Source organism: Rhizobium sp. SRDI969 (genome assembly GCF_025152725.1).
Lineage (GTDB): Bacteria > Pseudomonadota > Alphaproteobacteria > Rhizobiales > Rhizobiaceae > Rhizobium > Rhizobium leguminosarum_I.
Genome location: NZ_CP104035.1, coordinates 4,737,905 through 4,761,828, shown reverse-complemented (window position 1 = coordinate 4,761,828; position 23,924 = coordinate 4,737,905). Strand labels below are relative to the sequence as shown.

General features: G+C 61.8%; 24 protein-coding genes. 11 read left to right on the top strand and 13 right to left on the bottom strand.

The features are described 5' to 3' along the window. Nucleotides 1-315: 315 nt before the first annotated feature. The 7 genes from N2A41_RS23430 to N2A41_RS23400 all read left to right on the top strand — a co-directional run bounded on the left by N2A41_RS23430 (nt 316) and on the right by N2A41_RS23400 (nt 7,994). The gene (locus tag N2A41_RS23430) at nt 316-510 is read left to right on the top strand and encodes a hypothetical protein (protein WP_003544544.1); all 195 of its coding nucleotides are present in this window, start codon (nt 316-318) and stop codon (nt 508-510) included. A 233-nt stretch (nt 511-743) separates the two neighbouring features. After that, nucleotides 744-1,739, top strand: coding sequence for a P1 family peptidase (locus tag N2A41_RS23425; protein WP_260109831.1), 996 nt, complete (start codon nt 744-746; stop codon nt 1,737-1,739). Nucleotides 1,740-1,795: 56 nt separating this feature from the next. Further along, nucleotides 1,796-2,716: a LysR substrate-binding domain-containing protein gene (locus tag N2A41_RS23420; protein ID WP_260109830.1), complete on the top strand. Its 921-nt coding sequence runs from the start codon at nt 1,796-1,798 to the stop codon at nt 2,714-2,716. A gap of 150 nt (nt 2,717-2,866) precedes the next feature. Next, entirely contained in the window at nt 2,867-4,396 is a 1,530-nt protein-coding gene (locus N2A41_RS23415; protein WP_260111088.1) for an ABC transporter substrate-binding protein, read from the top strand. 322 nt (nt 4,397-4,718) lie between these two features. Continuing rightward, nucleotides 4,719-5,666, top strand: coding sequence for an ABC transporter permease (locus tag N2A41_RS23410; RefSeq protein ID WP_260111087.1), 948 nt, complete (start codon nt 4,719-4,721; stop codon nt 5,664-5,666). A gap of 3 nt (nt 5,667-5,669) precedes the next feature. Beyond that, on the top strand, nt 5,670-6,533 hold the full coding sequence (locus N2A41_RS23405; RefSeq protein WP_260109829.1) for an ABC transporter permease: 864 nt from the start codon (nt 5,670-5,672) through the stop codon (nt 6,531-6,533). Nucleotides 6,534-6,569: 36 nt separating this feature from the next. Continuing rightward, nucleotides 6,570-7,994 carry an amidase gene (locus tag N2A41_RS23400; RefSeq protein WP_260109828.1) on the top strand — a complete coding sequence of 475 codons (1,425 nt, stop codon included), beginning with the start codon at nt 6,570-6,572 and terminating at the stop codon, nt 7,992-7,994. A 68-nt stretch (nt 7,995-8,062) separates the two neighbouring features. Here N2A41_RS23400 and N2A41_RS23395 read toward each other — a convergent pair whose 3' ends face one another. The 3 genes from N2A41_RS23395 to N2A41_RS23385 form a co-directional block, all read right to left on the bottom strand. After that, the gene (locus N2A41_RS23395) at nt 8,063-8,920 is read right to left on the bottom strand and encodes a C40 family peptidase (protein WP_260109827.1); all 858 of its coding nucleotides are present in this window, start codon (nt 8,918-8,920) and stop codon (nt 8,063-8,065) included. A gap of 11 nt (nt 8,921-8,931) precedes the next feature. Continuing rightward, entirely contained in the window at nt 8,932-9,282 is a 351-nt protein-coding gene (locus N2A41_RS23390; RefSeq protein ID WP_064247479.1) for a MarR family transcriptional regulator, read from the bottom strand. 169 nt (nt 9,283-9,451) lie between these two features. Continuing rightward, entirely contained in the window at nt 9,452-10,843 is a 1,392-nt protein-coding gene (locus tag N2A41_RS23385; RefSeq protein WP_260109826.1) for a leucyl aminopeptidase family protein, read from the bottom strand. A gap of 144 nt (nt 10,844-10,987) precedes the next feature. Between N2A41_RS23385 and N2A41_RS23380 the strand changes: the two genes are divergently transcribed. Continuing rightward, nucleotides 10,988-11,824: a tetratricopeptide repeat protein gene (locus N2A41_RS23380; RefSeq protein WP_260109825.1), complete on the top strand. Its 837-nt coding sequence runs from the start codon at nt 10,988-10,990 to the stop codon at nt 11,822-11,824. A 47-nt stretch (nt 11,825-11,871) separates the two neighbouring features. On the opposite strand, the gene N2A41_RS23375 is transcribed toward N2A41_RS23380, so the two are convergent. The 10 genes from N2A41_RS23375 to N2A41_RS23330 form a co-directional block, all read right to left on the bottom strand. Further along, nucleotides 11,872-12,504, bottom strand: coding sequence for a LysE family translocator (locus N2A41_RS23375; RefSeq protein ID WP_260109824.1), 633 nt, complete (start codon nt 12,502-12,504; stop codon nt 11,872-11,874). A 193-nt stretch (nt 12,505-12,697) separates the two neighbouring features. Continuing rightward, nucleotides 12,698-13,684, bottom strand: a complete 987-nt coding sequence (locus N2A41_RS23370; protein WP_260109823.1) for a type II secretion system F family protein — start codon at nt 13,682-13,684, stop codon at nt 12,698-12,700. A gap of 15 nt (nt 13,685-13,699) precedes the next feature. After that, the gene (locus tag N2A41_RS23365) at nt 13,700-14,707 is read right to left on the bottom strand and encodes a type II secretion system F family protein (protein ID WP_260109822.1); all 1,008 of its coding nucleotides are present in this window, start codon (nt 14,705-14,707) and stop codon (nt 13,700-13,702) included. Between the two features lie 5 nt (nt 14,708-14,712). Further along, nucleotides 14,713-16,188, bottom strand: coding sequence for a CpaF family protein (locus N2A41_RS23360; protein WP_260109821.1), 1,476 nt, complete (start codon nt 16,186-16,188; stop codon nt 14,713-14,715). A gap of 132 nt (nt 16,189-16,320) precedes the next feature. Then, nucleotides 16,321-17,598 (bottom strand): AAA family ATPase, encoded by a 1,278-nt coding sequence (locus tag N2A41_RS23355; RefSeq protein WP_260109820.1) that lies wholly within the window; start codon nt 17,596-17,598, stop codon nt 16,321-16,323. 14 nt (nt 17,599-17,612) lie between these two features. Further along, nucleotides 17,613-18,371, bottom strand: coding sequence for a CpaD family pilus assembly protein (locus tag N2A41_RS23350; RefSeq protein ID WP_260109819.1), 759 nt, complete (start codon nt 18,369-18,371; stop codon nt 17,613-17,615). Beyond that, nucleotides 18,368-19,867: a type II and III secretion system protein family protein gene (locus N2A41_RS23345; RefSeq protein WP_260109818.1), complete on the bottom strand. Its 1,500-nt coding sequence runs from the start codon at nt 19,865-19,867 to the stop codon at nt 18,368-18,370. Before N2A41_RS23345 ends, N2A41_RS23350 begins: the two co-directional genes overlap by 4 nt. Nucleotides 19,868-19,879: 12 nt before the next feature. After that, nucleotides 19,880-20,695: a Flp pilus assembly protein CpaB gene (gene cpaB / locus N2A41_RS23340; RefSeq protein WP_222248561.1), complete on the bottom strand. Its 816-nt coding sequence runs from the start codon at nt 20,693-20,695 to the stop codon at nt 19,880-19,882. Between the two features lie 110 nt (nt 20,696-20,805). After that, entirely contained in the window at nt 20,806-21,318 is a 513-nt protein-coding gene (locus tag N2A41_RS23335; RefSeq protein WP_260109817.1) for an A24 family peptidase, read from the bottom strand. A 124-nt stretch (nt 21,319-21,442) separates the two neighbouring features. Further along, nucleotides 21,443-21,655 carry a Flp family type IVb pilin gene (locus tag N2A41_RS23330; protein WP_260109816.1) on the bottom strand — a complete coding sequence of 71 codons (213 nt, stop codon included), beginning with the start codon at nt 21,653-21,655 and terminating at the stop codon, nt 21,443-21,445. 380 nt (nt 21,656-22,035) lie between these two features. On the opposite strand from N2A41_RS23330, the gene N2A41_RS23325 reads away from it, so the two are divergent. From N2A41_RS23325 to N2A41_RS23315, 3 genes are all read left to right on the top strand, one after another. Further along, nucleotides 22,036-22,446 (top strand): pilus assembly protein N-terminal domain-containing protein, encoded by a 411-nt coding sequence (locus N2A41_RS23325; RefSeq protein WP_017966539.1) that lies wholly within the window; start codon nt 22,036-22,038, stop codon nt 22,444-22,446. Between the two features lie 114 nt (nt 22,447-22,560). After that, nucleotides 22,561-23,196 carry a TadE/TadG family type IV pilus assembly protein gene (locus N2A41_RS23320; protein ID WP_260109815.1) on the top strand — a complete coding sequence of 212 codons (636 nt, stop codon included), beginning with the start codon at nt 22,561-22,563 and terminating at the stop codon, nt 23,194-23,196. Then, nucleotides 23,196-23,777 carry a TadE/TadG family type IV pilus assembly protein gene (locus N2A41_RS23315; RefSeq protein WP_260109814.1) on the top strand — a complete coding sequence of 194 codons (582 nt, stop codon included), beginning with the start codon at nt 23,196-23,198 and terminating at the stop codon, nt 23,775-23,777. The genes N2A41_RS23320 and N2A41_RS23315 overlap by 1 nt, the downstream gene beginning before the upstream one ends. The last annotated feature ends 147 nt before the right edge of the window (nt 23,778-23,924 follow it).

Here is a 23,924-nt window from a genome sequence, read left to right as displayed (position 1 = left end):
ATATTTTGACACGTTTCGGAATATGTTTCTGACAGGCTATAGGGTAATCTCTACCAAGTTAGTAGATTATCGAAGACAGCCTTCACCGATTCCGGGCTCTACCCGGGACCTCTCAAGTGCAACGCCAACATAAGGAACGAGCATGATAGACATCGATATTCTCGCCGATCTCCTTGGGCGATCTGTGCTTGGCAATGACCGTCCGGGCGCCCTCTCCCGCCCGAACTGTCGAATGTGACGTTCGTCCTCCTTTCAACGGTACCAGACAAGTCAATTCGCCATGGCTGCGCATGTTGCGCGGCAGGAGTTCTATCTATGAAGAAGCAAGTTATCGAATACGCAGGCGTTCCCGTCGGGATCGTCATTCCCGATGAAGATCGGCTGAAGTTCATCGCCGTGAAATTTCATGTCCACGACCTCGACGAGCAGCGCTTCGGCTCGCCGGACGAGGTGCGGCTGGCTATCCATGACCTGATGACCCGCCGTCATCCGAAGCCGCTTCATGCCTGAGGACATGAGGCCGCAATCAGCATTCACGGCTTTTCGTAATGTCCGACCGGTCCCGCCAAATGGGGCCGGTCTTGTTTTTTGAGGGCATTACAGCGCCGCGCGTCTTTATCAGACGCGCAAAGGACGCTGTAACGCTTTGAATTTCTGCATAATTTGATCCTTAAATCGATTCCGATTTAAGGAATTATGCAGTACAGTCCTACCGGCCGCCTTTCCGTGATAAGGATCCGCCCTTGCCCGATCTTCTGAACCTCATTACCGACATCGAAGGCGTTTCCGTCGGCCATGCGACCGACCTTGCGCTCGGTTCCGGTGTCACGGTCATCGTCTTCGACGAACCGGCCGTCGCATCCGGCACCGTGCTCGGCGGCGCGCCCGGCGGGCGCGACACCGCCCTGCTCGATCCGTCGATGACCGTCAATGCCGTGGATGCCTTCGTGCTCTCCGGCGGCTCTGCCTTCGGGCTGGATGCCGCCGGCGGCGTGCAGGCGGGCCTGCGCGAACTCGGCCGCGGCTTTGCAGTCGGGTCGGTGCGTATTCCGATTGTGCCGCAGGCAATCCTGATGGACCTGCTGAACGGCGGCGACAAGGATTGGGGCCTTCACTCGCCTTATCGCGACATGGGCTATGCGGCGTTGAAGGCGGCCGCCAAGGGCGCATTCGCGCTCGGCACGACAGGCGCCGGCACAGGGGCGACGACGGCCACCGTCAAGGGCGGGCTTGGCTCAGCCAGCGCCGTCAGCAGCGCCGGGCACCGCGTCGCGGCAATCGTCGCCGTCAATGCGCTCGGCTCGGCGACGATCGGCGACGGGCCACATTTCTGGGCGGCGCCTTTCGAGAAAGACGCGGAATTCGGCGGGCTCGGCATGCCTGATGTGACCGACCACCGGATGCGGCTCAAGGGCATGAACACCCCGGCGACGACGATCGGCGCTGTCGTGACCGATGCGCAGCTGACGAAGGCCGAAGCGCATCGGCTTTCGCTCGCCGGCCATGACGGCCTCGCCCGGGCACTGCTGCCGGCGCACCTGCCGCTCGACGGCGACACCGTCTTTGCCGCTTCGACGGCCAAGCATCGAAGAGACGATATGGCGAGCCTGATGGAGCTTTGCCATCTCGCGACTATCGTCATGGCGCGGGCGATCGCCCGAGGGGTCTACGCGGCGACCGCGCTGCCGGCCGAGGACGCGCAAAAGGCTTGGCGCGACCGCTATGCGAGCAGCGGCTGATTGAATAGGGTCAGACTCTCTACAGATCCAATATGCCGAATGGCGGAGAGACGTGAATGCAGATCCGGGCGCTGATGTATTTCGACGAGTTGGTCAGGACCAATTCGATGCGCCAGGCGGCCGAGAATCTCAATGTCGCGCCGACGGCGATCAGCCGGCAGATCGAGAACCTCGAATATCATTTCGGTGCGCCGCTCGTCGAACGCAGCGCCCGCGGCGTCAAGCTGACGGCCGCCGGCGAGTTGCTTGCCGCCCGCGCCGGCCGGACGCTGCGCGAACTCGATCACGTACAGCAGCTGATCGAAGACTTGAAGGGCCTGCAGCGCGGCCGCGTCAGCATCTATGCCAATGGCGCGACCGTCGCCAATCTGCTGGCGCCGGCGCTCGCCGAATTCAGCCTGAAATATCCGAAGCTGCGCTTTGCCGTGACGATCACCAGCGCGCGGCAGGCGGTCGACGCCGTCAACAGCGCCGAGGCGGATATTGCGGTGACGCTGTTTGCGCCTCCTATGTCCGGCACCAAGGTGCGGCTGCGCTCCGAGATCGCCTATGACCTCATCACCACGCCGCAGCATCCGGCCGCTGCGCATGCCGAGATCCCGCTGAGGACGCTCGCCGACTACGCCTTGGCACTGCCGGATCAATCCTTCGGCTTCCGCCAGGCCTTCGACGCGCTGCTCGAGAAGGAGGGGCTGAGCCTCGATCCCGTCTTCGTCACCAGCTCTCTCGAAATGCTGAAGGAACTGGTGCTCAGAGGGGCTGCCGCAACGCTGCTGCCGGCGTTGACTGTTCGCCGTGAGATTGAAGCGCGTCAGCTCCTTGCCATTCCGCTCGCCGGCAAGACCGGCATCCGCACCCATGTCGATCTTTGCGTGGCGCCGGACCGGCAGCTGTCCTACGCGGCGACGAAACTCCTCGACTTCATCGAGAGGTTCATGCGCGAGCGCACCAACCGCCGGGCCGAGACGAAAGACTGACGCTTCGAGCTTGCATTGCCCGCAGATTTACGGTGTAGCTTTTTTGGCTACACTGAGGACACAAAATCGTCATTGTGTGTGCACCGGCATAGTGTCACTCTCCTCGCAAAAGGTCTTCGTCATCGACGCGCGGCCAGATAAGGGAACATGATGACCAAGCTTTCGTTTGCGCCTTCAGCGCGTTTCTTCAGGCGGCTTTCGCTCGGTGCCGCGCTTTCGGCCGGCCTGGTGATGACGGCGATGACGCCGGCCGAGGCGGCGAAGACCACGCTCAATCTCGGCATGAGCGTCGAGCCGACCGGTCTCGACCCGACGATCGCAGCACCGGTCGCGATCGGCCAAGTGACCTGGCAGAGCGTGTTCGAGGGGCTGGTGACGATCGACCAGGCCGGCAAGATCCAGCCGCAACTGGCGAAAAGCTGGGAAATCTCGCCCGATGGCCTGACCTATACGTTCAAGCTGCAGACCGGCGTCAAATTCCATGACGGCGAGGCCTTCGATGCCGCGAGCGCCAAGTTTTCGCTGGACCGCGCCCGCGGCGCCGATTCGGTTAATCCGCAGAAACGCTTCTTCGCCTCGATCGCCTCGATCGACACGCCTGATGCCGAAACGCTGGTGCTGCATCTCTCGGCACCGACCGGCAGCCTGGTCTACTGGCTCGGCTGGCCGGCCTCAGTGATGGTCGCACCGAAGACGGCTGCCGACGACAAGACGACGCCAGTGGGCACCGGTCCGTTCAAATTCGCCAGCTGGGCGAAGGGCGACAAGGTCGAACTCACCAGGAATGCCGATTATTGGAACAAGGATGCGGCCGCCAAACTCGACACGGTGACCTTCCGCTTCATCGCCGATCCGCAGGCGCAGGCGGCTGCGCTGAAATCCGGCGATCTCGATGCCTTCCCGGAATTTGCCGCACCTGAGCTGATGAGTTCCTTCGACGGTGATGCGAGGCTCGTCACCAGGATCGGCAATACCGAGCTCAAGGTCGTTGCCGGCATGAACACTGCCAAGAAGCCTTTCGACGACAAACGCGTCCGCCAGGCGCTGATGATGGCGATTGACCGCAAGACGGTGATCGACGGCGCGTGGTCCGGCCTCGGCATGCCGATCGGCAGCCATTACACGCCGAACGATCCGGGCTATCAGGACATGACCAATGTGCTGCCCTACGACGTCGAGAAGGCGAAGGCGCTGCTCGCCGAAGCCGGCTACCCCAACGGCTTTACCTTTACGATCAAATCGCCGCAGATGGCCTATGCGCCGCGCAGCGCCCAGGTGATGCAGGCGATGTTTGCCGAGATCGGCGTGACGATGAATATCGAGCCGACCGAATTTCCGGCGAAGTGGGTCCAGGACATCATGAAGGACCGCAACTTCGACATGACGATCGTTGCCCATGCCGAACCGCTCGACATCGACATCTATTCCCGCGATCCCTATTATTTCAATTACAAGAACCCTGCTTTCAACGCGCTGATGAAGAAGGTCCAGGAGACCGCCGATCCCGCCGCGCAGAATGCGATCTACGGCGAAGCGCAGAAGATCCTCGCCGAGGACGTGCCGGCGCTCTACCTCTTCGTCATGCCGAAACTCGGCGTCTGGGATAGCAAGCTGAAGGGCCTGTGGGAGAACGAGCCGATCCCTTCCAACGTGCTGTCTGGTGTTTCCTGGGACGAGTGAGCGAACAGGTCAGGCGGGATGCGATGAGGTGATGGCCTTGGAGAAATCCGACATGCATTTAGCCGATATGACGCACAGCCCTCTCCTTCCTCACAAGTCAGTTCAGTTCGGGCCGACATTGTTTGGTTTCGCTGGCGGATGGCATTCCTGGTGCGGGCGCCTGCGTCATGAATAGCTCCTTCCGCCCGCCCCACCCTCCGTCATGCTCGGCCTTGAGCCGAGCATCCACACCGCATCCATCAGCAGCAATGGCATGGATCCCAGGCTCAAGGCCTGGGATGACGGAGAGTGGAGTTGCCAGAACGGCGAGCGGACCTATCATATGATCCCAATCCTCGCCCGCCGCTTCACCGGTCTCCTCGTCACACTGATCGTCGTCTCGCTGCTGATCTTCACCGTCATGGACCTTCTGCCCGGCGATCCCGCCTCGATCATGCTCGGCACCTCGGCGACACCGGAAACGCTTGCCGCGCTGCGCCACGATCTCGGGCTCGATCAACCGCTGCTGCTGCGTTACGGGCAATGGTTGACCGGCGTGCTCTCCGGCAATCTCGGCAATTCGCTAACCTATGGCGTACCGGTCGCGGGGTTGATCATCGAGCGGCTAGCGGTAACGCTGCCGCTGGCGCTGATGGCGATCGCGCTTTCGGTGGCGATTGCCTTGCCGCTCGGCGTGCTGGCCGCCTCGCGCCGCGGCGGCATCTTCGACATCATCGGAACCCTTTTTTCGCAGATCAGCATTGCGATGCCCGCCTTCTGGGTGGCGCTGCTGTTGATCATTCTGTTTTCGACGATGCTCGGGCTGATGCCGGCTGGCGGCTTCCCGGGCTGGAGTGCCGGCCTGCTGCCGGCGCTGCAGGCGCTGGTTATGCCCGCTGTCGCGCTGGCGATGCCGCAGGCGGGCGTGTTGACGCGGGTGGCGCGCTCGGCGGTGCTCGACACGATGCATGAGGATTTTGCCCGCACTGCCGTCGCCAAGGGACTGTCACGCAGTGCGGTGCTGTGGCGCCATATCGTGCCGAATGCGATGATCCCGATCCTGACGATGATCGGGCTGCAATTCACCTTTCTCGTCGCCGGCGCGGTGCTGGTGGAAAACGTCTTCAACCTGCCCGGCCTCGGGCGGCTCGCGCTACAGGCGCTCTCCCAGCGCGACGTCATCGTCATGCAGGACGTCGTGCTGTTCTTCGCAGGCCTGGTCATCGTGATGAATTTCATTGTCGATCTCTCCTATCTGGCGATCGATCCCAGGATGAGAAAGGCGGCCTGAACCATGGTACCGATTGCATCCCCCGCGATCGCCGGCCGCCATCGAGTCTTTAGACTTAGCCGGCGAATGAACTTGATTGCTGGGACTGTCATCATCGGCCTGCTGGTCGCCGTTGCGCTGCTGTCGCTCGTCTGGACGCCGCTGCCGCCGGCGAAAATGCAGATCATCCACAAATTGCAGCCGCCGCTTGCCTTCGGTCTGCTCGGCACGGACCAGTTCGGCCGCGATGTGCTTTCGATGCTGATGGCGGGCTGCTGGAATTCGCTGTCGATCGCCATCACCGCGGTGATGATCGGCGGGGCGCTAGGCTCGATCGCCGGCATTTCGGCGGCGGCGATCCGCGGTCCGTTCGAAGCACTGCTGATGCGCATCTGCGACGTCATCTTCGCGCTTCCACCGATCCTGTCCGCCATGATGCTCGGCGCCTTTCTCCGGCCAGGGCGGTTCACCGCGATCACCGCGATTGCCGTCTTCATGATCCCGGTCTTTGCCCGGGTGACGCTTGCGACCTCGCTGCAGGCCTGGAGCCGCGACTATGTGACGGCGGCGCGCGCGATCGGTAATACGCGACTGACCATTTCGCTGCGCCATGTGCTGCCGAATATCATGAGCCAGATCATCGTGCATGGCGCGATCCAGCTGGGGCTGGCAATCCTCACCGAAGCGGGTCTCAGCTTCCTCGGGCTTGGCATAGCGCCGCCGGCGCCGACCTGGGGCCGGATGCTTGCCGATGCGCAAACCTATCTGGCGCTCGCCCCCTGGCTGGCGATCCTGCCCGGTCTTGCCATCGCGCTCACCGTCTTCGGCTTCAACATGCTCGGCGACGGTTTGCGCGATCTGCTCGATCCGCGCGAGGCGAGCCGCTGATGTCCTCCCAAGACGAAAAGCCCGAAAGACCATGCCATGACCGAAACCGACCTTACCATTCGCGAACTCAGTCAGCACTTCGCCGATAAAAGCCTCTCCCCCCTCGAATACTGGCTTTCCCTCGAAGACCATATCGCGGCCTGGGAGCCTTCGATTTCGGCACTCTACCTCTACGATCCGGAATCGGCGCGCGCCCAGGCGAAAGCGTCGACGGAGCGCTGGGCGAAGGGAGAAACGCTTGGCGCCCTGGACGGCATCCCGGTAACGCTGAAAGAGCTGATCGCCACGAAGGGCCAGCCGGTTCCGCTCGGCACGAGGGCAGTGGAACTGAAGCCGGCAGAGGCCGACGCACCGGCCGCGGCCCGACTGCGGGAAGACGGCGCGGTGATCTTCGCCAAGACCACCTGCCCCGATTACGGCATGCTTTCCTCCGGGCTTTCGAGCTTTCATCCTCTCAGCCGCAATCCCTGGAACACCACGCAAAATCCCGGCGGATCGAGCGCCGGGGCTTCCGCAGCGGCGGCCGCCGCCTACGGACCGCTGCATATCGGCACCGATATCGGCGGCTCGGTGCGCCTTCCCGCCGGTTGGACCGGCATCTTCGGTTTCAAGCCGAGCCACGGGCGCATTCCAGCCGATCCCTATTATGTCGGGCGCTGCGTCGGGCCGATGGCGCGCACGGTCGAGGATGCGGCCTTTTCGATGGCGACGCTGTCGCGCCCGGACTGGCGCGACGGCACCAGCCTGCCGCCGAACGATTTCAACTGGATGGATCTCGACATCGACGTGTCGGGCTTGAAGATCGGGCTGATGCTCGATGCCGGCTGCGGGCTTGCGGTGGACGACGAGATCAGGGTCGCGGTCGAAGCGGCGGCGCAACATTTCGAGAAGGCCGGCGCCACCATTATATCAGTGCAGCCGGTGCTGACGCGCGCGATGCTGGATGGCCTCGACAATTTCTGGCGGTCCCGGTTCTGGGGCGATATCGCGGACCTCGACGAAGAACGGCGCGACAGCATCCTGCCTTATATCAGGGATTGGGCGATGGGCGGCGCCGACATCAGCGGTGTCGATGCGGTCAAGGGCTTCAATCAGACGATCGAGATGCGCAAGAGCTGCGGACGGCTGTTCACCGAGGTCGACGCCGTGCTTTCGCCGACCAATCCGATCATCTCCTATCCGGCCGAATGGGCATCGCCGACCAACGATCCGGCCCTGCCGTTCGAGCACATCGGTTTCACGGTGCCGTGGAACATGTCTGAGCAGCCGGCTGCTTCGATCAATTGCGGTTTCTCCCGATCGGGCATGCCGATCGGCCTGCAGATCGTCGGGCCGCGTTTCGATGATCTGCGGGTGCTGAGACTGTCGAAAGCCTTCGAGGACTGGACGGGCGGGGTAAGATCCTGGCCGCGGCCGACTACAGCGCCGCGCGTCTTTTCGGACGCGCAAAGGACGCTGTAGCACTTTGAATGGCTGCATAATTTTGTCCTTAAATCGATTCCGATTTAAGGAATTATGCAGTCAGCTGATCAGCTGATCGGGCGGCGATAGCCGGTCGGTTGCTCGTAGAGCCAGCCGATGCGCTCGACCGCGGCCGCGAAATTCTCGCGCGCCACCGTCATGCTGTGGCCATTGGCATGGAGGATCGTTTCCGGATCCTCGAAGACGGCGACATGGCCCTTCCAGAATACCAGGTCGCCACGGCGGATTTCGGATCGGTCGATCGGCTGGCCGAGGCCGGCCGCCTGCAGGTCGGTATCGCGCGGCGCAGCTCTGCCCGTCATCAGCATCGCCAGTTGGACAAGGCCGGAGCAATCGATGCCGAGGCCGGAGCGCCCGCCCCAGAGATAGGGCGTTTCCAGGAAACGGGCTGCGATCTCCACGTAATCGGCGCCATCGAGGGCACCGATCGGCTGGACGTGCTTGGCGAAGATTGCCGTTCCGTCATCGAGGACGACGTAGCGATTGCCCCGCGCTTCCGCCTCGCCGGCGACATGAACGCGGCTTCCCATCGACACGATGGCCTGGTAGGGCTTGCGCAGTTCCGGTTCCGGATAGACGAAGCTGCGTTGCACGGTGACGATATGGGTCGGCGCCGGCTTGCCTTCCAAGAGCGCATCTGCCGCGACATAACCGACATAGCCGTCCGAGGCGGCTTTCACCCAGCACCAGCCGTCGGCGCGATCGAAAACCGTCACGTCCTCGCCGAGAAGCAGCTCCGTATCGATGCCGCGCGCAAGATTCGGTTCAGGGCGTAAACCCACGACGGGAACGGCAACACGGGCCGGCGCGCCTTCCACGAAGCGCAACGCCTCGACCTTGCCCTCAAGCCTCGCTTCCGCGAGATCTGGTCTATAGGCATGCAGGCGGCGGTCGAGCATCGTCATTCGCATTCCTTTCAGATCGGCAGTCGGCGCGCCTGATCTCGGATGAGATCGCCGAGCTTTTCCAGGTAGAGCGCGCCGCCGACGGTACGCTTGATGATCACGTTGCGCCGGTCGGCATCGTCACGCACACGATCGACCAGGCCCATCTCGCCCATCGTATCCAAGGCGCGGGTAATGACCGGCTTGGTGACTTCAAGCGTGGCGGCAAGCCCGCGCACGGTGTGCGGCGGCGGCACCAGATAAATATGCAGCAGGATCGCCATCTGGCGCAACGTCAAATCGCGGTCATCGTGGCGGACCTGATCGAGCGCCGCGCCATGCCAGAGCCCCAGCGCCTGCGAGGCGGTCAGTTCGATCGGCACGGCCCCTCCGGAAGATCGTTACGCTAACGTTTCATTTTCCGGCAGTTGCCATGCACATGCAAGGGGCGCTGGAAATTGCCGCCCGGCAGGGTGAATAAAATTTTAACGATCGATAGCGAGGCGCAGCGCGTGAACACGCGGCGCGCCTCAACACTTTTTGCGTATGGGCTCAGCGCAGGCTTTCGCGGATATGGTGAAAGAGCGCGCGGATCGCCTGTGCCTCGCCGCCGCCCGGCGAATGCGGCCGTTCGGACGGAGCCCAGCCGAAGATATCGAAATGCACCCAGCTCTTCGCCTTGCTGACGAAACGCTTGAGGAAGAGGGCCGCAGTGATCGCACCCGCCATGCCGCCGGCGGGTGCGTTGGTAAGGTCGGCGAACTTGGTGCGGATGTCCTTTTCGTAGCCGGAATAGAGCGGCAGGCGCCAGAGCGGATCGTCGGTTTCCAGGCTCGCTTCGGTCAGGTCATGCGCCAGATTGGCGTCATCGGTGAAGAAGGGCGGGAGGTCCGGACCGAGAGCAACGCGGGCGGCGCCGGTCAGCGTCGCCATGTCGATCAAGAGCTCGGGCTCTTCCTCATCGGCGTAGGCAAGCGCATCGGCAAGGATCAGACGGCCTTCGGCGTCGGTATTGTCGATCTGGACGGTCAGGCCTTTGCGGCTGCGGTAGATGTCGCCGGGCCGAAAAGCGTTGGACGAGATCGCGTTTTCGACGACCGGCACGATAACACGCAGGTCGACCTTCAGCTTGGCGTCCATGATCATCAGGGCAAGCCCCATGACATTCGCCGCGCCGCCCATGTCTTTCTTCATCAGCAGCATGGAGGCGGCAGGTTTGATGTCGAGACCGCCGGTGTCGAAGCAGACGCCCTTGCCGACGAGCGTCACCTTGCGATGGCCCTTCTTGCCCCAGCGCAGTTCGAGAAGGCGTGGCGCATCGGCGCTGGCGCGGCCGACGGTATGGACCAGCGGGAAGTTCTGCGTGAGCAGGTCGTCGCCCGCAATCACCGATATCTCCGCCTTGTAATGTTCGGCCAGGCCACGGAAAACGGCCTCGAGTTGGTTCGGGCCCATGTCGTTCGTCGGCGTATTAATCAGGTCGCGGGCAAGAAAGACGCCAGCCAGTTGGCGCTTGATGTCGGCGGCGTCGGCATCGCGGGGGATCATCAGCGTCGCCGCCGCCGATTTTTCGGATTTGTAACGGTCGAAACGGTAGCTGCCGAGCCCGAAGCCGAGCGCCAGGCGATTTGCCGTCAGCGGCGCGGTCTCGATGTGCCAGTCGCCGGCCGGCAGCGCACGGGCGAGCCTGCCGGTGATGTATGGCTGCTCGGATGGGTTGGTGCCGAGGCCGTAAAGCGCGCCGCCGAGATGGCCCTCAGCCGTCGGGATCAGCAGCAGCGACCCGCTTTCGGCCTTGTAGCCTGCCCTCTGCGCCCAATCGAGCGCGATCGGATCGATCGTGCCGGTGTCGATATGGGCAGGCGTGACGGCAAAGATCGGCAGCGTCGAACCGCCCTTCGTGTTGAAAGGAGTCGGTCTCTCGATGAACTGATAGGGGGCCATGATTGTCCTTCGGCGGTCGTAAGGAATCGTTCCTTAACGGTCTGTTAGGGTTAACAGACTATTGCTGGAGCGAAGATTACGCGTCAAACCTTTCCCTGTTCCGCTTCGAGGTCAGGCGCCGATTTCGGAATCCAGGAACGCGCCATGCCTGCCTCGCTCACCACCATATTCACGAATCGTATCCTGCAGGGCGCCGCGGCCTCGCTGCTCGTCCTGGCACTCGCCGGCTGCTCGACGACCAAGGACCGGATGACGACAGGCTCGGTGCCGAAACTCACTAAGCCGGTTGACGAGATGGACGCGACCGAGCTGCGCTCGGCGACGGACCGGCTCGGCCAGGCCTATGAAAAGAACCCGCGTGATCCCATTACCGGCGTCAATTATGCCAATCTGCTGCGCATGAACGGCCGCGACACACAGGCGCTCGCGGTCATGCAGCAGGTGGCGATTGCAAATCCCGGCGACCGCAACGTGCTGGCCGCCTACGGCAAGGCGCAGGCGGCGGCCGGCCAGTTCCAGCAGGCGCTCGACACGATCGGCCGCGCCCAGACACCCGACCGTCCGGACTGGAAGCTGGTCTCGGCCCAAGGCGCGATCCTCGACCAGATGGGCCGGGCAAGCGATGCCAGGCAGCGCTACCGCGACGCGCTCGACATCCAGCCGAACGAGCCCTCCATCCTTTCCAACCTCGGCATGTCCTACGTGCTGACCGGCGACCTGCGCACGGCCGAAACCTATCTGCGCTCCGCCGCCAGCCAGGCGACGGCCGACAGCCGCGTCAGGCAGAACCTTGCCCTCGTCGTCGGTCTGCAAGGACGTTTCCCGGAAGCCGAGCAGATCGCGCGGCGCGAACTTTCGCCGCAACAGGCCGATGCCAATGTCGCCTATCTCAGAGGCATGCTCTCACAGCCAAATTCCTGGCAGAAACTCGCCGCCAAGGACAAGACGCCGGGCGCAGCGGACGGCAGCAATACCAACTGACCGGATCTCCTCTGCGCTCGAGAGCGTCCGAAGTCACGTGCGACAGCCTATCGATCACTTACGCCCGCGAGAATGAGCCGGAGGCCGAGGCCGGCCATGACGACACCCGCGCTGCGGTCGATCCAGCTCTTGGCTGCAAGATAGAGCCGCCGCGGGTGGCGGGCCGAAAAAGCGAAGGCCACGATCGAATACCACCCCGCCTCCACGACGAAGACGCCGAGCGGCAGCGCGACGATGAGACTGAGCGGCACCGTCCTCGGTAAAAGTGCGGCAAAGATGCTGGCATAGACGATGATGGTCTTCGGGTTGCTGAGTTGGGTCAGCAGCGCGGTCATGAAGCTCAGCCTCGGCGCACAATTGCCGTTGACGGTGTCAGAGACCTCGAGCGGCCGACCGGCGCTCCTCCAGATATTGACTGCGATATAGACGAGATAGGCACCGCCTGCGACCTTCAGCAGGACATAGAGCCATTCGAACTGAGACAGCAGCGCCGTCAGCCCGGCAAGCGCCAGCACGGCAAAAACGACACCGCCAGCGCCCATGCCAAGTGCGGCCGCAAGGCCATCCAGCCTGGACCGCGAGATGGCGATCCTGGAGACGACGACGAAGCTCGGGCCAGGGCTCATCGCGCCGACGGCCAAGGCTGCCATGATGCTGATGAAAATGCCCGCAGAAGACATCGGAAACCTCTCTTTTGGATTGAACGAACATCAGGGGCGCCGCGGGGGCGCCTGCGCTTGCCGATGGCCATTCACCCCATTTACCAGCTCTGCCGGCTGCGGTCACGCGCGTTTGCTGGTGGCTGATCGGACTGATGGTCCTTGATAAACATCGTCTTCCGCCGAAAGCGGTCGCCTTTTTCCGGCTCAACCGTCAGAACTTGTCTGCCACCTGAATGCCAGCCGGACCGAGAATGACGGCGATCAGCACCGGCAGAAAGAACAGGATCATCGGCACCGTCAGCTTCGGCGGCAGGGCGGCCGCCTTTTTTTCCGCCTCGTTCATCCGCTCGTCGCGTCCTTCCTGGGCGAGAACGCGCAGCGCCTGCGCGACCGGCGTGCCGTAGCGATCGGCCTGGATCAGCGCCTGCGTCACCGAACGCACCAGCTCGATCTGGGTGCGCGTGGCAAGATTTTCGAGCGCCACGCGGCGATCCGGCAGGAAGGAGAGCTCGGCCGTGGTCAGCACCATCTCCTCGGCGAGCGCCGGCGACTGTTCGCCGAGTTCTTCCGACACACGGCGCATCGCAGCCTCGATCGAGATGCCGGATTCGACGCAGATCAGCATCAGGTCCAGCGCATCCGGCCAGGCGCGCTTGATCGAGTGCTGGCGCTTGCCCATGCGGTTGGAGATATAGATGTTCGGGGCGTAGAAGCCGAGATAACCGACGCCGATGACGGCGAAGAGACGGATGGGCATGCCTCTTCCGGCGAGATTGCCGAGGCCGAAGACCCAGACGGCGGCAAGCGTCAGAAAAAGGAAGGGCAGCAGGAAACGCGCCACGAGAAAGGTATTCAGCGCATTTTCCGAGCGGAAACCGGCGGCACGCAGCTTATTGACCGTGTTTTCGTCGACCAGCGCCTTGCGCAGATTGAAGCGCTCGACGATCTGACGGACCGAGCGGTTGTTCTGGTTCCTGAGCGAGGCCTTGCCGGCGCCGGTTTCGGTGTTCATGCGGGCTCGTTCGCGGGCACGGATCTGCTCGCGCTCGGTCGAAACAGCCTTCATGCGCTTGTTCAAATCGCCGCGCTCGAAGAAGGGAATGGCGATCGTGTAAAAAGTCGCGAAGACGGCGATCGCTACGAAGAGCGCGATCAGCATGCTCGGATTGGTCAGCATTGCGGCAAGATCCTGCGACATGGTGCTTCCTTCCGGCTAGATGTCAAAATTGACCATGTTGCGCATGACGAAGATGCCGATCGACATCCAGATCGCCGAGAAACCCATGATGAGATGGCCGCGCGGGTCGGTGAAAAGGATCATCATGTAGTTCGGCGACGTCATGTAGACGAGGGTCGCGACGATGAAGGGCAGAGCGCCGATGATGACGGCCGATGCCTTGGCTTCCATCGACAGGGCCTGGACCTTGGCCTTCATCTTCCTGCGCTCGCGCAGCACCTTGGAGAGGTTGCCGATCGCTTCCGACAGATTGCCGCCAGCCTGCGATTGAATGGCGATAACGATGGCGAAGAAGTTGACTTCCTGGAGCGGCATGTGGATCGTCATGCGGGCGCAGGCGTCGGGGATGCTGAGGCCCACCTGCTGCGCCTCGATCACCCGCCGGAATTCGCTCTTGACCGGTTCTGTGCCTTCGGTGGCGATAAGGCGGATCGCGTCGTTGAGCGGCAGGCCCGACTTGATTGAGCGGGTGATGACGTCAAGCGCATTGGGAAGCTCGTTCAAAAACTTGGTCTGGCGGCGCTTGATCAGGAAGCCGAGAACCCAACGCGGCAGGCCAAGACCGGCGACGACGACGACACCGACCATGACCATCCACGATACACCAACGACGAAGGCGACGAGCAGCAGCACGCAAGCGAAGACGGCGCTGATGAGATAGAATTTCGCCACCGTGATCGCCAGGCCGGCCTGTACCAGCCGGGATTTCATCGACAAGGTTTTCTTGGTCTTTTCGTGCTGGCGCTTTTCCAGATCCTTCAGATTGTCCTGCACCGATTTGCGGCGCTTCGACAGCTCCTGCACCCGGTCACGGGCAGCCTTGACCTTGACCCGGTCGCTTTCGGCCGACTTGACGCGGTTGATGCGGCTTGCCGATTTCTTGTCGGCCTCGATTTTCGAAAACAACAGGGCATAGGCGACCGCCGCCGCGGAGACGGCGGCGAGGGCGACGATTGCCAGCACTGTGGGATCGAATCCGAACATCTCGCCTATTCCTTCGTCTTCGCTTCCATCGCGTCGAGGGCGGCGGCAAGACGCTTTTCCTCGTTGAAGTAGCGGGCGCGATCCCAGAAATGCGGCTTGCCGACGCCGGTCGACATGTGCCGGCCGATCAGGCGGCCGTTTGCATCCTCGCCTTCGATCTCATAGCGCATCAGATCCTGGGTGATAATGACGTCGCCTTCCATGCCGATCACCTCGGTGATCTGGGTGATGCGGCGCGAACCGTCACGAAGGCGTGCCGCCTGAATGACTACATCGACCGAGCTGGAAATGATCTCGCGCACGGTTTTTGCCGGCAGGGTAAAGCCGCCCATGGCGATCATCGATTCGATACGGCTCAGGCATTCGCGCGGCGTGTTGGCGTGGATGGTGCCCATCGAGCCGTCGTGACCGGTATTCATCGCCTGCAGCAGGTCGAAGACCTCCGGTCCGCGCACTTCGCCGACGATGATGCGCTCGGGACGCATACGCAGGCAGTTCTTGACGAGATCGCGCATGGTGATCTCGCCCTCGCCTTCGATATTCGGCGGGCGCGTTTCGAGACGGACGACATGCGGCTGCTGCAGCTGCAATTCGGCCGTATCCTCGCAGGTGATGACGCGCTCGTCCCTGTCGATATAATTGGTGAGGCAGTTCAGAAGCGTGGTTTTACCCGAGCCGGTGCCGCCTGAAATGACGACGTTGCAGCGCACACGTCCGATGATCTGCAGCACGGTTGCGCCTTCCGGCGTGATCGCGCCGAAACGAACGAGCTGATCGAGGGTCAGCTTGTCCTTCTTGAACTTGCGGATGGTGAGCGCCGGCCCGTCGATCGACAGGGGCGGCGCGATGACGTTGACGCGCGAGCCATCCGGCAGGCGGGCATCGCAGATCGGGCTCGATTCGTCGACACGGCGGCCGACCTGGCTGACGATGCGCTGGCAGATCGAGAGAAGCTGCGCATTGTCGCGGAAGCGGATCTCCGATTCGATCGTCTTGCCGCCGACTTCGATGAAGGTCTGACCGGCGCCGTTGACCATGATGTCGGCAATATCGTCGCGCGCGAGCAGCGGCTCCAGCGGGCCGTAACCCAGAACGTCGTTGCAGATATCCTCGAGCAGTTCCTCCTGCTCGGAGATCGACATCGCGAAGTTCTTGATGGTGATGATGTCGTTGACGATGTCGCGGATTTCCTCGCGCGCGCTTTCGCCGTCGAGTTTTGAGAGCTGCGAGAGATCGATGGTGTCGATTAGCGCCGAAAAGACCTGCGCCTTGGTGTCGTAATATTCATCGGTGCGGGCCGGGCGCTTGCGCGGCGGCGTCTGCATCGACGGTGGCGTCACCTGCTGGCGTGCGGGCTCACGCGAGGGTTCGACTAGAATCGACGGGGAAGAGGCCGCAGGGGTGGCGGCCGGAGCCGGCGGCGGGAGCGCAACGGCACCTCCGACCTTTCCGGAACCTTCGTTTCCGCGTTTTCCAAACATGCCACTCGATCCAATCTGCTCGTTCTAGGACATTTCCCGATCTCTCCGAGTCACGGAAATGCTCCATTTTATTGTTTTCACGCAATTCCGGAGGCAAAACCGCTGCCCACTTTTGCTGGAATTGCTCATCGTCTACTTGCGCTTCAGGAGGCCCATTAGGCCGCCCTTCTTCGCCTTCTTGATCGCGACACGGCCGGTCACGATGTGCGATATCTGCGAAAAGGTCTCCGCCGTCGGCGACTTCGGGTCGACTTCAGAGATCATCCGGCCGCTATTGGCAGCGTTGCCGAAGAGATTGATGTCGAAGGGAATGATCGCGATCGGATCGATTTCCAGCGGTTCACAAAAATCCGACGGCGAAATCTCCGGACGTTTCGGCATGCCGACCTGATTGAGGATGAGATGCGGCGGCCTGTCGTTCGGCCGCATCTTGCGCAACGCGTCCAGCATGTTCTTGGCGTTGCGCAGATTGGCGAGATCGGGAACCGCTGCGATGACCACCTCGTCGACGCTCGATAGCACCGAGCGCGTCCATTCCGACCATACATGCGGAACATCGAGCACGGTGACGGGCGCGCTGCGCTGCAGAACATCGAGCACCGGCTGGAAAGCCTGGCCATCGAAATCATAGGCACGGTCAAGCAGCGAGGGTGCCGCAAGCAAAGACAGATGCTCGGAACATTTCGTCAGCAGGCGGTCGAGGAAGACCTCGTCGAGACGATCGGGCGCGAAGACTGCTTCGGCGATGCCCTGGGCCGGATCCTGGTCGAAATCGATGTTCGCCGTACCATAGGGCAGGTCGAGATCGGCGAGGATCGTCTCGGTGGAGAAGAGATTGGAAATGCCGAAAGCGCAATTATGCGCGATGGTCGAGGCGCCGGTGCCGCCCTTTGAGCCTATGAAGGCGATGCTGCGACCGAGCGGCTCGGCGTCCGGATCGACGAAGATCGAGGCCATCGCCGCAAGGATATCGGGCATGGCGACGGGCTGAACCATATATTCGGAAATGCCATTGCGGATGAGCTCGCGATAAAGCCCGATATCGTTGTAATAACCGATAATGACGACTTTGGTCGTCGGATCGCAGACCGCGGCAAGCGGCGCGAGTTCGGCAAGCAGGTTCGCGGCATTCGCCTTGGTCTCGAGGATGATGAGGTTCGGTGTCGGGACGCCGGAAAACATATTGGCGGCAGCGGCGGTGCCGCCGCTGGTGATGCGCATGCTGACCTTCGCCACGCGCCGATCATTGGCGCAGCGTTCCATGACACGCTGCAGGGTCTCGCTCTCGCAGAAGGCGTGGACGGAGATGCGCGGCAGCGGCCTCATGTTTTCCAGATCCGCCATGCGCACCGCCTCCTCGGCATGGCGAAGCTCGCTGGGATTCCTGATTTCGTATTCGATCGCGCTCATGGTCTCGTTCCGCCTCAGAAGCCGCTGTTGCTGTCGGCAACATCTTCGATCGTCGATGTCGTCGTCCGGTATTCCTGGATGGCATTGTTGCGCCGCTGCGCGTCGATCGGGGTCATGCCGCGGGGTGCCACCAGATCCTCAGGATTGGCGATCTGGGCGGCCAGATTGTTCTGCGAGGCGCAGCCGAAATTATAGTAATTCTGGTTGCTCAAATCGTTCGAGATGTCCTTCGGCCACTGGCCGCATTGCGTGGTGATCGCGGTGGTGCCGGTAAAGCTCAGCCGGATCGGCGCCGCATCACCGGGGCCGGCCGCGGCATAGGAGGTGTTGACGATTTTCGAGCTTGCGATCCCCCGCGACGCCAGCTCGGCACGGACCTGATTGCGCAGTTGATAGGCTGCTGCCGAATTGGGCGAGCCTTGCGGCGACAGCACGTAAACAGGGCCTGAGGCGCGCGAGATGTAGTTTGCGGCAAAACCGCGGATAAGATCGCGCTGGGCGATGGTCAGGCGGCGATCGGTGGAGGCGACGGGTATATCAACCGTTTGCTCCGCCTCCGTCACGATGATCGGGTGGCGGGCGCGGTAATCGTCCGGAATGCCGCCGGTCGTCAGTTGGTCGTGCGGGCCGGCGCATCCGGAAAGGACGGCCATCGAAATGGCAGCCGTCGCAAAAAACGCCTTCGAGATTCCGAAGCGGGGTGTCGTCGAATTCATGTGGGCCATCGCCTGATCTCTGTTTTCTGCCATTGCTGCCGATCGTGTCCCGCTCATTTGTAGATGAACCCGATCGAGCCGTGGAACTGCGCGTCGGCGACGGGCGCCTCCCGGCGGCCATAGACCTTGTTGACACGGTTGAGGAAGAAGGTCGCACCGTCATTCTCAGGGCTGAAATTGTCGTCCGGCCGGTTGAGCTGATTGCGCGCCACCGGACGCACGAGATAGGGCGTTGCGATGATGACGAGTTCGGTTTCCTGACGCTCGAAACCCTTTTGGCGGAAGAGCGTGCCGAGCAATGGGATCTTCGAGACGCCGGGCGTGCCGCCCATCGTCTGGGAAATGTTGTCGCGGATCAGGCCGGCGAGCGCGATCGAACCGCCCGAGGGCAGCTCCACCGAGGTCTCCGCCGAACGGCGCTGATAGGTGGCGTTGCCGCTGCCGGCCACCGGTTCGGAGACATTGGTCTTGATCTGCAGGCTGATGCGTCCCGATGACAGCACGACCGGCTTGAAGGCGAGGTTGATACCGTAGTTAAACGGCACGACAGTGACGTTGCCGTTGCTGTCGGTCGTCGAATAGAGCTGCTGGCCGCCGGAATTGAAGGTCGCGGCCTGACCCGATATCGCCGTCAGCGTCGGCTCGGCGAGCGTCTTGACGACCTTGGCCTGCTCCAGCGCGTTGAGATACGTCGAAATGTCGTATTTGCCGATCGAGCTCTTGAAGAGCGCCGCCAGGCCGCCGCCAACCGTCGATGTGGCACTGTCAGTGCCGGGACTGCCGAGTTGGGCGACCGTTATGCCGGAGGAATTGGAAACGAGGTTGTCGAAGCCAAGCTGCTTCAGCACTTCGCGGCGGACCTCGGCGATCGTCACCTTGAGAGTGACCTGGTCCTCGCCCTCGATCTGGAGAAGATTGACGACCTGCGAGGCCTGACGGTTTTCGGCAAAGAGCGCCACCGAGCTATCGCCACCGGTGCCGGATGCGGTCTCGGTTCTGGTCGTCGCCTCGCCGCCCTTCAGGAAAACCTGCGCCAGATCGGCCGCCTGCGTGGCGTCCTGCGGCGTGCGCACGGTGCCGGTCAGCACGATGTTATCGGAGACGATTTCGACCTTGATGTTGGAGTCCGGAATGAAGCGGCGGAGATTGACTTCGAGGCCGGAGACGTCGCGTTCGATCTCGATGTCGAGATTGACGATCTCCTGTCCACCGGCACCGAAGACGAAGATATTGGTCTGGCCGACCTTCTTGCCGAACAGGTAGATGCGCCGCGAGGTACGGGTCACGGCATCGGCCATGGTCGGATCGGAGACGAGGATATCGTGCGCGTCGTCCGGCAGATCGACGACGACGGCCTTGTTGAGCCCGAGCTTCAACCGGCGATGGGCATTGGGGCCAGTCTGAGAGATCCGGACCAGGCTATCGGAATCGGCGTGCGCCTCGCCTGCGCCGAGAAGCGGGGAGAAAGAGGTCGGAACGATACCGGAGACGCCGATTGCCAGCCAAAGGCAGCCTGTCAGGAGAGGTCCGGCGCGCCGCGTTGAATTGCCCATTTGCACGTTCTCTTACTCCGCCTTCGGTGCTGCGCTGGCATCCGTGACGATGGCGCCCGATTTGATGACCTGGATGATCGCACTGCCGTTGTCACCGCTCAGCAGATAGTCGGCGGCACTTGTATCCTGCTCCTGCGCATCGGCGACCGAGCGCAGCGCGAGCGACAGCCGGTCCGCCATCTGCTGGGCGACAGCGAGAACCTTCGTTTGATCAGGGGTGAGCTCGAGCGTCGCGGTCGTGCCGACCACCGATTTCGAGCCGTCGTCCTTTTCCTGGATCTGTTGGTCGATGGCGAGAACGCGAACATTGCTCAGCACGGTTTCGGTAATGAGCTTGGCGGCTTCGGTGCCCTTGCGGACCATGATGACATCGACGCGGTCATTCGGCAGGATGAAACCGCCGGCACCTGTTGCCACCGATATCTCGGTCGCGACGGCACGCTTGCCGGCCGGCAACAGCGAGGAGAGGATGCGGCTGCTGGAATCGGCGATCTTTTCCGGCCGGATCGGTTCGCCCTCGAAGATCGGCAGACGCACGACGGCGCCCTGCAGATCCTTGATCGCATCCGGCTTGTCGGCTTCGGTGATGAGGCCCTGGACGACGCCGCCCTGCGGCCAGGCCATCCAGTGCACCAATTTGTCGTCCAGCCTTGCGCCGACCGGCAGATTGGCGCTTGAAACGAGGACGTTGACGGTCGGTTCCTTCTCGACCACCGAGCGGACCTGGGTGACGACACCGCCACTGCCCGCCATGCGCATTGCCAGGAGGCCGGCGAGGCCGGCTGCCACCACGGCGACAGCTAGGATTATAAGGCGGGCCGGTTTCATCGATCATTCCTCAGGGCACGATATGTTCGCCCTGTAGAATGCTCAGCAATTGGTGTAATTATGGTTAATAGAACGCTTACATTTTAAGTTAACGGGCATTTAAAATGCCGTTATTTCAGGCTTTCCAGCGCGACGAGAAAAAGCGGCGAGGAAGGGAAGGCCATGAAACCGCCGATCGCGATCGCGATGCCATAGGGGATCTTCTTGGCGAGCAGCAAAGAGCTCGGCACCGGCAGCCCGATGGCGAGGATCGTGTTCGTTTGCGTTCTCACCAGCAGGATCAACAAGGTGATGAGGCCGCCGACCGCTGCGACGTCGGTCATCAGGAATGCAAGGGATTGGTTCAGACCGAACCAGAGCGCGGTAGCGCTCAGCAGCTTGGCGTCGCCGCCGCCCATCACATTGAAGGCAAAAAGGGCAAAGCAGGCGCCAAAGACGATGGCGGCAGCAACAAGATGCATGCCGATCGCCTCCAGGCTCAGGCCGGAGAGCGGCGCAAGCAGGAGGAAAGAGACAACAAGGATCAGGGAAACGCGGTTCGGGATCGTCATGGTGAACAGATCCGAGACAGCCGCGATGGCGAGGCAGAGTGGCAGTATTACGAAGACTGCAGCTGCGATCATGCGTATACCCGATTGTGACTTGATGCGAAAAGGCTCACGGCCGTTCAGCCTGTGAGCCCGCTCAATAGCTGGCCGGAGCAAATCCGGCCGGCGTTTTCCAGACGCCGCTTAGCGACACCCTATCTTACGGAGACGGAGTGGTGGTGGTGGTGCCAGCAGCGTGGGTGGCGGCGTCATCCATCCGGTCGCTCAAGTTGTTGAACGTGTCGCCGATCTTGGTGCCGAGGGTTGTTGCGCCGGTGATGAGCGCTACGGAAATGAGAGCGGCAATCAGGCCGTATTCGATTGCGGTCGCGCCGGATTCGTCCTTCAGAAAACGGCTAAAAAGCTTGGTCATGGTAACTCCTAACTCCAGTTGATGTTCAGCACGTCCGCCAACTGTTTGCCGTTGATCGGATGACTGCAACCTAGCGAATGGCCGTTTCCATCGGCTTAAGGAAAAGAGTTAACGACATGTGAATGAGACAATAGGCCTTTGTAGAGTCAGTATTTTCTTACGCACTTACCTCAATATTTAACAATATTCTTGGAATAACTGCTGCATTCATCCGGAAATAGCACAAATTCCGCCTCCAACCGAAGCGTGCGTCGTCCTGAAATCGTGCCGAATTGGAGCATTACGCTTCATCCTGGAACAGAGCGGCGGGCTTAAGGCTTCGTTCACCATTTTTTTCCATTCTATGTGCATATTGCGCTGTGATCGTGAAAGAGGACCAAATGTCATCAAGCGGCAAAACCATTTTCTTTGCCGGCATGATCGCCGCTTTCGGTGTTTCGGGAGTTTCCGCGGCCGCAGACGACGACATGCTGCGCGTCTACATGGATCACGCGCGCGTGCTGAAGCTCGATCGTCCCGTCAGCAAGGTGATCGTCGGCAATGCCAAGGTCGCCGATGCGACGGTCGCCGACGCCAAGACCATCGTACTGACAGGCCGCAGTTTCGGCACCACCAATCTGGTGCTTCTCGATGCCGACGGCAATGCGATCCTCGACGAGCGCATCCTGGTGTCGATCGACGAAGGCAATACGGTGCGTGTCTACCGGCAGACCGAGCGCTCCGTGCTGTCCTGTACGCCGAATTGCGAGCAGCATGCGCAGCAAGCAGCCACCGCGACCGCCTCACCCTGAGCATATCTCGGAGCTTTCTCGACCATTCGTTAAAATCGTCGTGTCAGGCTGAAACGGAAAATCAACGAACGGATCCTAGTGTGACGGACGAAGAATGTCGCTTAGGTCCAGGCAATGACGGTAATTGATCAGAAGACGGATAAGGGGCGCGCCTTTACGCCATTCCGTTTCTTACGGTTTCGCGCTCTCGCCCGCTCGCGCGAGGGTGCTGCGGCGATCGAATTCGCCCTGCTTGCCATTCCCTATTTCCTGGTGATTTTCGCAATCCTCGAAACTTTCGTCGCCTTCGCCGCCGAGGAACTCGTCTCCAACGGCGTTGACTCGATGAGCCGCCGGATGCGAACCGGGCAGATCACCTACAATCTCGGCCGCACGACCGATATGAACCGGGCGCAATTCCGCCAGGCTTTCTGCGACGAGATCTCGATCCTGATCCGCTGCTCGGCGAGCGAAGTCGCCACTCCAAGCAAGCTCTACCTGGATGTGCAGACGTTCAGCGCGTTTTCGGCCATTCCGACGACGATCCCCAAACTTTCCACCGACAAATATGCCGACATCAATACAGCGGCCTTTAAATATGCGCCGGGCGGCGCCGGCACGATCAACATGGTCCGCGCCTATTACCGCTGGGAAATCATCACGGATCTGGTCCGGCCCTATATCACCACGATACGTCCCTCCGACGGTTCGATGCCGAGCCAATATCTGATCGTCGCGACCGCGGCCTTCCAGAACGAGCAGTATCCATAATGGCGTTGCGCAACCCGTTCACCAGATTGGTCCTGACGGCGCGGCGACTCATCCGAGACCGCAAGGGCGCCGGAGCGATCGAATTCGCGATCCTCTTTCCCGTGCTCATCATGCTCTATATTGGTGCCTTCGAGATCACGATCGGCCTCAGCGTCAGCAAGCGCGTGACACGCGCCGCAGGAACGGTGGCCGACCTCATCACCCAGCAGCAATCCGTCACGAAGAGCGCGCTCGCGCAGATGCCGTCGGTCGCAACGGCGATCTTCGTGCCCTACAATTCGACGTCGCTGACGCTGAAGATCACCGGGGTTACCATCGATGCCGGCGCCAATGCCAAGGTGCTCTGGTCCTGGGCGCAGGACGGGACGGTGCCCTATGCCAAGAACGCCACAGTGAGCAACGTGCCATCGGACATGAAGACGGCGAACAGCTTCCTTGTCCGCACCGAGCTCAGCATCCCCTATACGATGTTCCTGTTTGCCCCGAACTTCATGCCGGACGGCATGCGCACGATCACCATCGGGCGCAGTTATTTCTACCGCCAGCGGCAAGGCGACTCGATTCCCTGCGGCGACTGCTGACGGCCCCTTCCCGCTCTTGTCTGCTGAATAACTCCTAAATCGAAATCGATTGAGGGGTTATTCAGCAATTCAAAGTGTTACGGCGTCGTCTGAAAAAGACGCGCGCGCAGTAATTTGCCAAGCCGGCCGCGGCATTATATGGCTGGA